Origin of the sequence: Ornithinibacillus gellani (assembly GCF_003730295.1) — a bacterium.
Taxonomy (GTDB): domain Bacteria; phylum Bacillota; class Bacilli; order Bacillales; family Amphibacillaceae; genus Ornithinibacillus_A; species Ornithinibacillus_A gellani.
Map to the genome: position 1 here is coordinate 110,579 of NZ_QTSZ01000029.1, position 12,205 is coordinate 122,783.

The 12,205-nt window shown below is 39.3% G+C and carries 13 protein-coding genes; 3 read left to right on the forward strand and 10 right to left on the reverse strand.

Annotation, left to right across the window (positions count from 1 at the left end):
* Positions 1 to 19: 19 nt before the first annotated feature.
* From DX933_RS08750 to DX933_RS08765, 4 genes are all read right to left on the reverse strand, one after another.
* Entirely contained in the window at positions 20 to 1,450 is a 1,431-nt protein-coding gene (locus DX933_RS08750) for a DEAD/DEAH box helicase (protein ID WP_123316061.1), read from the reverse strand.
* A gap of 124 nt (positions 1,451 to 1,574) precedes the next feature.
* On the reverse strand, positions 1,575 to 2,417 hold the full coding sequence (locus DX933_RS08755) for a DegV family protein (RefSeq protein ID WP_123316062.1): 843 nt from the start codon (positions 2,415 to 2,417) through the stop codon (positions 1,575 to 1,577).
* Between the two features lie 394 nt (positions 2,418 to 2,811).
* On the reverse strand, positions 2,812 to 3,504 hold the full coding sequence (locus DX933_RS08760) for a response regulator (protein ID WP_123316063.1): 693 nt from the start codon (positions 3,502 to 3,504) through the stop codon (positions 2,812 to 2,814).
* Between the two features lie 148 nt (positions 3,505 to 3,652).
* On the reverse strand, positions 3,653 to 4,795 hold the full coding sequence (locus DX933_RS08765; RefSeq protein WP_123316064.1) for a sensor histidine kinase: 1,143 nt from the start codon (positions 4,793 to 4,795) through the stop codon (positions 3,653 to 3,655).
* A gap of 250 nt (positions 4,796 to 5,045) precedes the next feature.
* Here DX933_RS08765 and DX933_RS08770 point away from each other — a divergent pair, with 250 nt between their 5' ends.
* Together DX933_RS08770 and DX933_RS18895 are read left to right on the forward strand one after the other, a co-directional pair.
* Positions 5,046 to 5,693, forward strand: coding sequence for a YigZ family protein (locus tag DX933_RS08770; RefSeq protein WP_123316065.1), 648 nt, complete (start codon positions 5,046 to 5,048; stop codon positions 5,691 to 5,693).
* A gap of 228 nt (positions 5,694 to 5,921) precedes the next feature.
* Positions 5,922 to 6,080 (forward strand): hypothetical protein, encoded by a 159-nt coding sequence (locus DX933_RS18895; RefSeq protein ID WP_397316330.1) that lies wholly within the window; start codon positions 5,922 to 5,924, stop codon positions 6,078 to 6,080.
* Positions 6,081 to 6,127: 47 nt separating this feature from the next.
* On the opposite strand, the gene nagB is transcribed toward DX933_RS18895, so the two are convergent.
* The 6 genes from nagB to DX933_RS08800 form a co-directional block, all read right to left on the reverse strand.
* Positions 6,128 to 6,856 carry a glucosamine-6-phosphate deaminase gene (gene nagB / locus DX933_RS08780; RefSeq protein WP_123316067.1) on the reverse strand — a complete coding sequence of 243 codons (729 nt, stop codon included), beginning with the start codon at positions 6,854 to 6,856 and terminating at the stop codon, positions 6,128 to 6,130.
* A gap of 3 nt (positions 6,857 to 6,859) precedes the next feature.
* Complete coding sequence (gene nagA / locus DX933_RS08785; RefSeq protein ID WP_123316068.1) at positions 6,860 to 8,035, reverse strand: N-acetylglucosamine-6-phosphate deacetylase; 1,176 nt, start codon at positions 8,033 to 8,035, stop codon at positions 6,860 to 6,862.
* Positions 8,036 to 8,074: 39 nt separating this feature from the next.
* A complete protein-coding gene (locus DX933_RS08790; protein ID WP_123316069.1) occupies positions 8,075 to 8,992 on the reverse strand; it encodes a DUF7916 family protein in 918 nt (305 codons plus the stop codon).
* A 169-nt stretch (positions 8,993 to 9,161) separates the two neighbouring features.
* Positions 9,162 to 9,332: a hypothetical protein gene (locus tag DX933_RS18430; protein ID WP_190279468.1), complete on the reverse strand. Its 171-nt coding sequence runs from the start codon at positions 9,330 to 9,332 to the stop codon at positions 9,162 to 9,164.
* A 126-nt stretch (positions 9,333 to 9,458) separates the two neighbouring features.
* Positions 9,459 to 9,959 (reverse strand): VanZ family protein, encoded by a 501-nt coding sequence (locus tag DX933_RS08795; protein ID WP_123316070.1) that lies wholly within the window; start codon positions 9,957 to 9,959, stop codon positions 9,459 to 9,461.
* A gap of 132 nt (positions 9,960 to 10,091) precedes the next feature.
* Positions 10,092 to 10,424, reverse strand: coding sequence for a helix-turn-helix domain-containing protein (locus tag DX933_RS08800; protein WP_123316071.1), 333 nt, complete (start codon positions 10,422 to 10,424; stop codon positions 10,092 to 10,094).
* Between the two features lie 658 nt (positions 10,425 to 11,082).
* On the opposite strand from DX933_RS08800, the gene DX933_RS08805 reads away from it, so the two are divergent.
* On the forward strand, positions 11,083 to 12,024 hold the full coding sequence (locus tag DX933_RS08805; RefSeq protein WP_123316072.1) for an LCP family glycopolymer transferase: 942 nt from the start codon (positions 11,083 to 11,085) through the stop codon (positions 12,022 to 12,024).
* Positions 12,025 to 12,205: the final 181 nt, after the last annotated feature.

The window sequence follows — 12,205 nt, forward strand, 5'->3', positions numbered from 1 at the left end:
ATTTCCTCCTTTTTCACGATTATTCCAATCCTGCGCGATGATTCATTTTTTTGATGGAATGAATGGCCTGAACCATTGCATCTGTCTTCCCATCATGGAAGAAAATAACTTCCCCTGTTGGGTCATCGCCACTCCGACCAGCTCGTCCAGCTATTTGTACAAGTGCCGCTTCGTCAAACACCGTATGACCAGCAGCCAATATAGCCACATCGACAGAAGGAAAGGTTACCCCTCTTTCCAAGATAGTTGTTGTAATCAAAACGAGTAGCTTTTTATTACGGAACTGCTGTACCTTCTCTGTTCGATTAGGATCTTCAGCATGTACGGTTGCAAGCTGTTCTGTGTGTTCTATTATCCCTAAATTCTGGAGTAATGCAGCCATCGGTGTATAGAATCGTTCGGCAAGCATAATAGTTGGTGTAAAAATTAGGAGCTGGCGGTTTGGCTGTTTACGGTTAATTAACCAATCTGAAAGTTCTTTAGGTATGGTAAAATGCTGAATATGTTTTTTTAATGACCAAACTAATTTCAACTGGGGTACTGGTAAAGGGTGACCATGGTATCGTACAGGAACGAACACATGAGGAAGCTTTCCTCTATTGAGACGCGATTGATCCTTTGGCCTTGGTGTAGCTGTTAAATAGATGGTTGTCGCCTGATTTGTTATTGCATGTTTCGTGGCATAGGGAAGTGATGCATCTGCGTGGTAGGGAAATGCATCTATTTCATCAATAATCATTACATCAAAAGCCCGATAAAATCGCAGCAATTGATGGGTGGTTGCAAGCAGCAGTTGTGCTGTGCCAGAACGATCTGGACTGCCGCCATATAGTGCTTCAATCGACACATCGTGATAGGCTGTCTGCAACCGTGGTTTTAATTCGCGAACAACATCCGCACGTGGCGTAGCGATACAAATGCGCCAACCACGTTGGAGTGCGGCGGTAATACCAGGAAATAACATCTCTGTTTTACCAGCCCCACATACTGCATAGACGAGTAACTCTTTTTCCTGGTTGTCAATAGCTTGAACAATGCGATCTGCTGCCAGCTGTTGCTGTGTGGTTAGCTCCCCCTTCCATGTGCAAGGGTCTTCATGCTTTGTCCAGCCAGGGATTTCTCCTGACCAAATATAAAGGGCCTCACATTCAGATACCCTTCCCATATGAATACATTTACGACAATAGGCGTGCGTTGATTGACAACGAAAACAGGGCATCCTGCCAATTAAATGAGGGGTCTGATTACCACAGCGTTGGCATGTTAATTTCCATTGCTGTCGCACCATGGAAGGTGTTGCGGTAAATTGCTGTTCTGCAAGCAGTCGTGTAAATACAGTTGATTCTACTTGAATTTCCTGCCGTAATAATCTTTTTCCAGCAAATTGCCGAGATAGTTCAGTGGATAGTGGTTTGTTGAAAGAGGGGACTGTCTGATTGATAGACTGCATATCCATTCTCTCCTTTTATGAGGTATGTTTAGGGGGAACGAAAGGAAATACTGCCACTAGAAAAACACTAGTGGCAATAGAGATGATTTAAAGATTTGTATAATCTTCTAAAATGATATAAGGGCTATTTTTTATACCAGCATACACCAATGGCGCCTTCTCCAAGATGGGTTCCAATAACAGGGCCAAAATAACTGATACTAACTTCTAGGTTGGTATACTTTGCCATGAGCTCTTCTTTTAAAGCAATAGCTGCTGGTTCATCATGCCCATGAATAACGACTACTCGTAGTTCATGACCAGCATCAGCATCATCACCGAGCATGCCAACAATACGATTTAGCGCTTTTTTACGTGTGCGAATTTTTTCAAATGGAACGATAACTTTATCAACAAAATGGAGGATTGGTTTTACCTGTAATAGACTACCTACAATTGCTTGGGCGCTATTCAAACGACCACCTTTTTGAAGATTAGATAAATCGTCTACCATAAAGTAAGCGCGCAAGCTCTTTTTCATCTCATCCAAGCGAGCAATAATTTCTTCTGGTGCATGGCCTTGATTAGCCATTGCAACTGCCTCCAACACATAAAAGCCTTGTGCCATACAGCTTATTTCGGAATCATAGGCATATACATCAATACCTTCTACCATGTCTCCAGCACTTATAACTGCTTGATACGTGCCACTAATCCCACTTGATAAATGGATAGAAATAACCGCATCATAGGCTTTAGCAAGCTCTTCCAGCTTTGAAGTGATATAGCCGATTGATGGTTGAGAGGTTTTTGGTAATTCCTTTTCATCTCTCATTTTCTCATAAAATTCATCCGTAGTTATATCAATTTCTTCCTCGTATGTACTGTCTCCAAATACGACACTCAAGGGAACCATATGTATGCCAAGCTTATCCCGTTGCTCCTTTGGGATATAAGCGGTACTATCCGTCATCACTGCAACCTTCATATTCATGTCCCCTCCCTTCTTTCCTATATAAGTTAATAGCTTCTATTCTTATCCTATCATTCTACATGATTGAACTGGAAAAATCACCTGCAAAATATGGTTCAACTGCATCTTCCGTCATAGGTGACATGCATATGTATGTTTCTACTCGATATAAGACGCTATAGCCATTTATCACAACCAAGGTATCCACAATAGAATAGGAGGTTGAAAAAGCAAAAAATGCAAGTTGGATTCATTTCAAAATCCAACTTGCATTTACACGATTGATTTGCACTGCAGCATGATGCTAACAATGAATCGCAGTGGCCCCGTGTACGCATACACTTCGTTTCACATTTTTTATCACAGATTAACCCGCTGTATGACCCCCACGGATTGAAGTTTCACTATATTATAGTACTTCGACCCAGCCCTTGCGAATTGCTGATACTACAGCTTGGGTGCGATCATTTACATTCATTTTTTGCAAAATATTACTGACATGATTTTTAACTGTTTTTTCACTAATATAAAGTGATTCTGCAACAGCCCGGTTACTTTTACCATCTGCCAAAAGCTGTAAAACTTCGCATTCACGTTTCGTCAGCAAATGAAGTGGTCGACGGAATTCAACGCCACTATCGGCAATACTAGTAATGTTCTCCTCTGCCAAGCGACGGTATTCTTTCACGAGATTATGTGTTACCTTCGGATGCAGGTAAGAACCTCCTTCACTGACAACTCGAATTGCTTCGATCAGGGAGTCAGAATCCATTTCCTTCAGAAGGTATCCCTGTGCACCAGTTTTCAATGCATGTGTAACATAACTTTCGTCGTCATGAATAGATAATATAATGACTCTCGTTTTTGGAAAATGTCTTACCAAATCCGCTGTTGCCTGTACACCATTCATGTTTGGCATATTGATATCCATTAAGACAACATCTGGACTATATTCTTTTACAAGCTTATTCGCTACTGCGCCATCATCGCCCTCTGCGACAACATTAAACTGTGGTTCAAATTCCAGGATACGCTTGACTCCTTCACGAAATAGCTTATGGTCATCGATTAAGATAATATTTATTGGCTTCGTTGTGTTCATTTTCTCCGTTCCTCCCAAATATTGTTCCTGATCAAATGTTACCTATTGCTATGATAGATGCATGCTGTTTTATTTATCTCTTTTTTGTGTTGAACAATGGTAAAACACAATTGGTTGCCAACCATATTACTTTCTATTTATTATACCCTTAATTTGGTTTATATGGTACCTTGATTGTAATTCGGGTTCCTTTTCCAATTGCAGAATCAATTGTCAGTTTCCCTTCAAACATCTCAACGCGTTCTCTCATACCAATGAGCCCAAAAGATTTATCACGTTTTTGCTTTGGATCAAAGCCTTTGCCATTATCCTGAATAATCATGGTAATACGATCTTTGTATATTTCCAATTTCACTCGGATATGTGAAGCCTCTGCATGTTTGACTGCATTTTGGACTGCCTCTTGGACAAGGCGGAAAAATGCAATCTCATATGGCTGCGAAAGACGTTTGTCCTCCCCGATGGAAGTAAAATCAATTCGGATTTGATTATATTCTTCAGTTGTTGCAAGGTACCGTTTTATAGTCGGAAGCAAGCCAAGATCATCCAATGCCATTGGTCGCAAATCATAAATGATTCTTCTAACCTCATACAGGGAAGAACGGATCATTTTTCGGACGCTTTTAATTTCCTTTAACGCATCGTCAGTGCTACCTTCACGGAATGTTCGATCTACCAACTCCGATCGTAATAAAATATTCGCTAGCATTTGGGCTGGTCCATCATGAATTTCGCGAGAGATTTTCTTTCTCTCTTCTTCCTGAGCTTCAATGATTTTCAGACCAAACTCCTGTTTTTCCTTCGCTTCTTCCAGCATCTCATTGACCTTTTTAAAATCGTCATTTAAATAATTTAAAATGACAGTGATTTTACTTGCCAAGCCATTGGCACGCTCAATTGTCTGGCCAAGCGAAAGAATCCTTCTCTCCAGCTCGTCCCGTTTTAGGCGAAGACTTTTTTCTTCCTGGCGCAGCATCGCAAGCTCTGTCTGCATATCATGCGTACTTTCGTATACTTCACGGATTTCCTGCTCAGAATAACGGTCAAAATATTTACTGACCTCTGAAAGCCGTTGCCGTGAATAGCGCACACGCTGCTCCAATTGATCGCCTTCATCAATATGCACGAGGACACTTTCCTTTGTCTCACGAAGCTCACGGCGTAATTCTTCATGCTCCACTCGAGCTTCTTCGCTTATATTGAATATTTCATCTTTACTCTTTTCGACTACCTCTACCATTTCATCAATAATATAATCCAATGCTTTCTCCTTGGGTTTTAACGTAGACATCTTTTTATGACACCAACCTATGATATAATTATACGCAGTTATGTAACATTTTTATAGGGTCTTTTTGCGCACTTACAATTGACCTATTTGACGAAGAGCCATATCCATAGTCCCAATGGTTGGATTCGCTTACGCTAAGTATGGCGGCATTCCTGCTTTTGAACCAGGAATATGGTAGCTGTTCCATTAAATAAAACAGCTTTCAATCCTTATATTATATACTATTTTCATAGATTAAGGGAGTAATTAAATGTTAAAAAAATATTTCACGGTAAAGTCTCATGGAACAGATGAAATAATCATTCAAAAGTCCCGTTTTATCGGCACCGTTCGACGGGTTGAGACAGAAGAAGCAGCACAAGCCTTCATTCAAGAGATGAAAAAGAAGTACCATGATGCCACACATAATTGTTCTGCCTATCTCATAGGAGAAAATGACCAGATTCAAAAAGCAAATGATGACGGGGAGCCTAGCGGAACAGCTGGTGTACCTATTTTGGAGGTTTTAAAGAAACAAGGACTCAAGGATACAGCGGTCGTTGTGACAAGATATTTTGGCGGAATCAAGCTTGGCGCTGGTGGATTAATTCGCGCCTATGGTAGTACAACTTCCCAAGCAATTCAAACGACGGGTATTGTTAAAAGACAGCTGATGCAAGGTTTTACTGTCGTTGTCGATTATACACTTCTAGGCAAACTGGAAAATAGTTTGCGAAACTCGTCCTATGTATTGAAGGATATTCATTATGTGGATAAGGTGTCATTTGATGTGTATGTGGAAGCAGGCACAGAACAGACATTTACTGATTGGCTCGTCGATTTAACAAATGACCAACTTGAGATCATAAAGAAAGATACTGCTTACATGGAAATAGAGGTAAAATCCACTTCTGAATGATATAGTGAAACTTCAATCAGTGGGGTTTTCGCACTTTCCCACTGATTGTTAGTTGAACCAATCAGGCCTTTTTTCGGATCAGGGAAGTGTGTACACATCCCATGCAATTCAAAATATTGTAAAGGAAAGGCATCTGGTGGCCAGCATGTCCAGACGTGGGAACTGCTGGGATAATGCGGTTATTGAATCTTTTCACATTTAAAAGCGGAGGAATTTCAGTTTGTAAAAATACACTCACTTAGCACGAAGGAAGTCACAGACCGTGTCGATCAATATATGTTGTATTATCATTCAGACAGGATACAAGAAAAATTAGGCTACCAAACGCCCAAAAAGTTTGGACGTTTAGCAGCCTCGTATAGGGGGGTTATGCGTGTCCCATTTTAGTAGGGCAGTTCATTTCATACGTCGATTTTTTAATGATTTATATTGGATTATTTTACTTTAGCTAGTGCTGCTTCGTCTGCAATAATCGTTACGCGTGGATGTTGTTTTAAAATAGAAGCCGGTAGCGCCTCTGTTAATTCACCATCAATTACGCCAGCGATTGCATCCGCTTTGTTTTCCCCAGAAGCTAATAATAAGATTTCCTTACTTTCAATAATCGAGCCAATTCCCATCGTTACTGCTTGCTTCGGAACATCATCCATTGAATCAAAAAATCTTGCATTAGCATCTATGGTTGCTTGTGCTAAATTCTCAATATGTGTTCTGCCATCAAATTTTGCACCTGGTTCATTAAAGCCAATATGTCCATTGGAACCAATTCCAAGCAGTTGAATATCAATGCCACCAGCATCTTTAATGAGTTGCTCATAATCTGTGCATTCCTTTTCCAAATCTGTTGCAACACCATTTGGAACGAATGTATTTTCTTGTTTAATATCGATGTTGTTAAATAGCTTTTCATTCATAAAGTAACGATAGCTATTTGGGTTGTCACCAGCAAGACCAATATATTCGTCCAAGTTGAACGTTTTTACATCCTGAAAAGATATTTCACCATCTTTATATTTCTGAATTAAATGGTCATACAAACCTTCTGGTGTAGAACCTGTTGCTAAACCTAGCACAGGGGTTTCCATTTCTTTCAGCTTACCAACAAACCATTCACAAGCTTTTTCACTCATTTCAGCGTAGTCTTTCACTTTTATAACTTGCATTGATTATTCCTCCTCATATGAAATAATTCCTTGGCAAATGGTATGATGAATATTTAATTCATCATCTACCAATAGTATATCCGCATCTTTTCCGACCGTAATACTTCCTTTTCGATCAAATACATGGATCTGCTTTGCCGGATTTTCTGAAGCCATTTCGATTATATTCCGAATAGATACATCTTGTAAACGATAAACCTGTTTTGCACCATTAACTAATTTTAAAATGCTACCTGCTAGCGTTCCATCTTCCAATATAGCACGGTCCTCGGTTACTTCAACAGGCTGACCACCTAACTCGTAGTCACCGGGCTGCAGACATTTGGCACGCATGGCATCTGTAATGAGTATTAATCTTTCACTGCCCATATTACGATAAATTAAGTCAATCATTTCCGGTGCGACATGAATACCATCGGCAATTAACTCTGCCCGAAGCTCTTTTAATTGTAATGCCGCTCCTACTGCACCAATGTCCCGGTGGTGAATGCCGTTCATTGCATTACATATATGCGTAACCTGACGAACACCATGCGCTACGGCTTGTTTCATCTGGTCAAAGTTTGCATTGGTATGTCCTGCAGAAACATTTATGCCTGCAGCAGATAAATGACGAATAAAATCTCCATTTGGATCATGCTCAGGAGCCATGGTAATGGTTTTTATTTTATTTCCAGACAAAGCCTGCCAGCTATCGAATAATTCCATATCTGGTTCCAGAATATACTTCGCCGGCTGTGCACCTTTTTTTTCCACTTCTAAAAACGGTCCTTCTAAATGAATGCCAATTACTTCCGCATATCCGGGCTTATTTGGATAGTGAGAAATGTTTTTTAAAGCATGTTCAATATTATCCTTCGATTGCGTAATTGTCGTAGCAAGAAAGCTTGTTGTACCTTCCTTCGGCAATACCGAAGCTATCTTGTCAATGGCTTCCTCTGTTGCATCCATGACGTCCGCTCCATTCGCACCATGGATATGGCCATCAATAAATCCAGGAATGAGGTTTAAACCTTCCCCATCTATCACTCGGAAGGAAGGGGGATAAGCAGCAGGCTTTTCCCCATCTCGAAAAATAGCTTTTATTTTGCCTTTTTCGATTAGTACATTCCCATTCGTCAGTGTTTCTTTTTCTGTATATATCGTCGCGTTGCGGATGTATAAATTACGCTTATCCATCATCCATCGTCCTTTCTTCGTATGATTCGATCTTATATGTTATCGGTTAATGGAAGCTGCCATCCGTATATACGTATGTCTTCTTCCACGTATGGCTATAGAATAAGTAAGAATGTTTTCCGGTACAGCGATTCCATGTAAACCAGCATCCCCAATATGATGAATCGTTGCTCCCGCCATCTTATTATAAAGTGCCATTTGTTGAATGGTTTCCTTTTCTGCACCCTCTTGACTTGTTCCAATTGTTGTTAATGCAAGCGCACCGTTTTCTTCTGCCGTACGGATTAACGCACTGGTTTTATCCAAGGTGGAGCCGGGGACACTACCAACTCCTGGTAATAATATGACATCTGCACCTGCTTTTGCAAAGCTGGCCACCGTTGCAGTATCTGCTAACCCTTCTTGAGTATCTACTGTTATACCAGCAGCATGCATCTTCCCAGCAATAATAATTAAATCGTCTCCAACCGTTTTTTTTGCGCGGACAATAGCTCGTTCGATTTCTTTATTGGATACCCCTGTTTTAGGATTACCAGTCAGGCAAATAAAATCAAATCCCAATTCTTTCGCACGTAAAAACGAAGCATCATTTGCCCTTCTCCCTGAAGGCAGTTCGTCAAGTTGTTCCAGTGCATGCGCTGATTCATCCACTGGTTCTAAGTTAATGCCAACTGGACGTCCAAGTAATTCCTTTAATTTCCGAATCGTTTCCTCTGGCTCTACTGGGGGCATCCCCATTATATTTGGATGATTCACATCAAATACATTTAACAAAATAAGATCCGCACCAAATGCTGCTACAAATTCCGCATTAGTCAATTCAGGATACATCGGTGCACTTGCACACACTACCTCTGACATCATGGTCCTACCTTCTGAGGCTTTCATCGCCTGCAGTAATGCTTCTTTATTCATTTGAGCAAAATCGGATGCCGTACAATTTAATAAGCGCTTCATCAAAATCCTCCTTCAACGATTACTACTGCTTATATTTTAGCTTAAGTGAAATGGAGAATCCAACAGCTTGCAAGTTCATCATAAGAAATGATGTCATTTCTGTGTACATGACATCATTTCCATACTTTTCATCCTACTATCTAGTAAAATAAAAAACCCTAGCGAAATATTAATTCACCAGGGGTTCGGATACACTATTTGATTGCTGTTTCATGATAGTTGAACTTGATAGCTCCATAATTAAAGTCTTAATTAATTCATCTGAGGTTTTTATTTTGTCATTTTCAGTTGCATCAATTACTTTCTTTAAGACGCGTTTGTATTTTTCTTGTTCACTCATTTAATTAACCGCCTTTACAAGCCTATTTTCCAGTTCCTACTAAAATCATAGGGTAAACGTATCATAACACATAATTTTACAAAATGTTAGGTTAATCTAGTTTTTCTCGCAAAACTATGAATTATTCTAGCTTTTACGACGTGTTTTCCAATGCGAGAAACATAGAAAAATGAAACCTGCTGTAATTGCTCCAGCGCTATCTATTACGACATCACCAATATATGGTGTTCTGTTTTCGGTAAAACCTTGATGATATTCATCCAAAAAGGCATATATTACGGAAAGGAGCAAAGCAATTAATACTATACTATGCTGCTTGAAGCTGGATGACTTTATCCATGCCACGATGAAAAAGCACATTAATATAAAAAAGACTCCAAAATGGGCACCTTTTCGAATAAAAAACTCCAGCAAGCCCGCAATCCCAAGTGCTTCCACGCTCACTTCCGACTGAGCATAGGTAAAATGAATCCAATTTAGATATGGTTCCAACATCGTTAAATCCAATGTATTTCCCAAGATTGGACGAATATCCTGCTTTTCATATGGCTGTGCGGAAAAAGCAAAAATGATCCCCATCCACCCTAATGGCAACAGCCAATATACAATATTTCGTTTCTTTTTCATTCATTCCATTCCTTTGTTGTTTCCTTTTTATTATTGCTTTTTCTTGTTGTCAAATTCGGTAATTTAAAACCATATGGTATATTTTGTCCACAAGAAAAAAGACCGTATGGCTTCATCCATCGGTCTAATACACTAATGTTCTTGTTGATTACGCCATTTATTAAATTCCAGATATTCTTTAAATTGTTCCTTTGATACACCAGATTCCATTGCTTCTCTTACAATTTCCATCCATTCCCCATCAAGCTGTTCTTCCATTTGCTTCTTATGGTCATCCTGGATTAATTCATTTACAGAAACACCGAGAACTGTACTGATCTTCTCGATGAACTGGATCGATGGATTTACTTGTAAATTTCGTTCAATCGAACTCAAATAGGATTTTGCAACATTTGCCCGTTCGGCTAATTCTGAGATGGAAAGCTTCTTTTCTTTTCGTAACCGTTTGATTTTTTCACCGATCAAGTCCACTCACCTACTTTCAAAACGAATTATACCATAAGAAAGGTAAAGTGAACGATATAAAGTACAATATTTAATCAAATTTTAATCATTGTCATCCCTTTGACCAATAAAATTAACTGGCTGTTAGACCCCCACATCAAGAGTTTTTGTAGATAACAAGTATTGTAAGTGGGGGGATCAACAGCCAGTAAAGGCCTGATTCGTTCAACAAACAATCAGTGGGGGAAATGCGAAAACTCCCACGGATTGAAGTTTCGCTTTATTTAACATTCATTATTTATACCAGCGATACAAAAAACAAAGGCCCAAGGTTTCTGTTCTGCAATTGTTCTTTTTAACATTCATTCGTTCACTTTTAAGAACGAATTAAATATATTATAGGTTATATTCCCTAATCTGTAAACATAAAAATGGGACTTTTACTTTATAAAGAACAATGGAATACATTACGAATATTTCTATACCTCACAGCAAGCCAAGCATGCTTATTTCAGGCATCATCTCCACGGATACAGTTTGAACCTTATGAAAAAAACATGGACTTCATGTCATATTTTCGATATAATTTAGCAGAGCTTCCTAAAGAACATGAATATTTTAAATAAGAGGCCTAACCATATAGATAAAATTGGTTTCTTTTTTGTAGAGGAGAATACAAGTGAGTTCTAGAATAGAGCAAAGACGTAAAAAACGGAAATGGCCGAAATGGCTTGCTGGAATTATCATCGTTTTGATTTTAGCTGTAGGTGGTTATGCCTATTATATGTGGGATAAGTTGAGTGATACATTGGAAACAATGCATAATCCCTTGGCTCGTGATGATGATCCAGATCGTCAAAAAGAATTAAAAAAGATTTTTAAAGATAATAAATCAGTTAATGTATTGTTGCTTGGTGTCGATGAACGCCCTGGTGATAAGGGTCGGTCTGACACGATGATTCTAATGTCATTAAATCCAAAAACAGATTCTATGATTATGCTAAGCATCCCTCGTGATACGTATGTCAATATACCAGGTCGCGGCATGGACAAAATAAATCATGCGTATGCATTTGGTGATGTCGCTCTATCCGTGCAAACAGTCGAAAATGCATTTAATGTGCCTGTTCACTTCTATGCACGGGTCAATATGGAAGGATTTAAACAAGGTATCGACGCTATCGGCGGTGTTACAATCCAAAACGAGCAATCCTTCTCACAAGGCGGCTCTACCTTTAGTCCAGGTCAAATCCATTTAAACGGTAATGAGGCACTGAATTATATCCGAATGCGTAAAGGTGACCCTCGAGGGGATCTTGGTCGTAACGAAAGACAACGAAACGTGATTCGGGCCGCTATGAACGAAGCAGCAAGTTTCTCCAGTATTACAAAAGTGGGAGACATTCTAGGCATACTTGGCAATAATGTTAAAACGGACTTAGACCAGAAACGTATCCAAAAACTATTTACAGGTTACCGTGACACAAGAAAGTCCATTAAGTCACTAGAGGTTAAAGGTAGCGGACAAACAATCAATGGTATTTGGTACTATGCCGTATCTCAGGATGAGTTTAACCGGATAACATCTACGATTAAAGATCATATGCAAGAAGGATTCTAACATACAACAAGTCACCTCTGAATACGTGTAGAGGTGACTTTTTTCATGAAGCACACATGTGAAATACAAAAAGATGAAAACTGGATGCATAACCATTCCGATGAAAAGTTATGCTTATTAGTTTATTCTAACCGTTAAACTTGTTAGCACATGATATAATAATAAAAAGATAAAAGGCATT

Coding starts and splice junctions, on each gene's coding strand:
- DX933_RS08790 (WP_123316069.1), bottom strand. CDS start 8,992: ATGAAGCGCTTATTAAATTGTACGGCATCCGATTTTGCTCAAATGAAT.
- DX933_RS08760 (WP_123316063.1), bottom strand. CDS start 3,504: ATGAACACAACGAAGCCAATAAATATTATCTTAATCGATGACCATAAG.
- nagB (WP_123316067.1), bottom strand. CDS start 6,856: ATGCAAGTTATAAAAGTGAAAGACTACGCTGAAATGAGTGAAAAAGCT.
- DX933_RS08770 (WP_123316065.1), top strand. CDS start 5,046: ATGTTAAAAAAATATTTCACGGTAAAGTCTCATGGAACAGATGAAATA.
- DX933_RS08755 (WP_123316062.1), bottom strand. CDS start 2,417: ATGAAGGTTGCAGTGATGACGGATAGTACCGCTTATATCCCAAAGGAG.
- nagA (WP_123316068.1), bottom strand. CDS start 8,035: ATGGATAAGCGTAATTTATACATCCGCAACGCGACGATATATACAGAA.
- DX933_RS18430 (WP_190279468.1), bottom strand. CDS start 9,332: ATGAGTGAACAAGAAAAATACAAACGCGTCTTAAAGAAAGTAATTGAT.
- DX933_RS08750 (WP_123316061.1), bottom strand. CDS start 1,450: ATGCAGTCTATCAATCAGACAGTCCCCTCTTTCAACAAACCACTATCC.
- DX933_RS08765 (WP_123316064.1), bottom strand. CDS start 4,795: ATGTCTACGTTAAAACCCAAGGAGAAAGCATTGGATTATATTATTGAT.
- DX933_RS08795 (WP_123316070.1), bottom strand. CDS start 9,959: ATGAAAAAGAAACGAAATATTGTATATTGGCTGTTGCCATTAGGGTGG.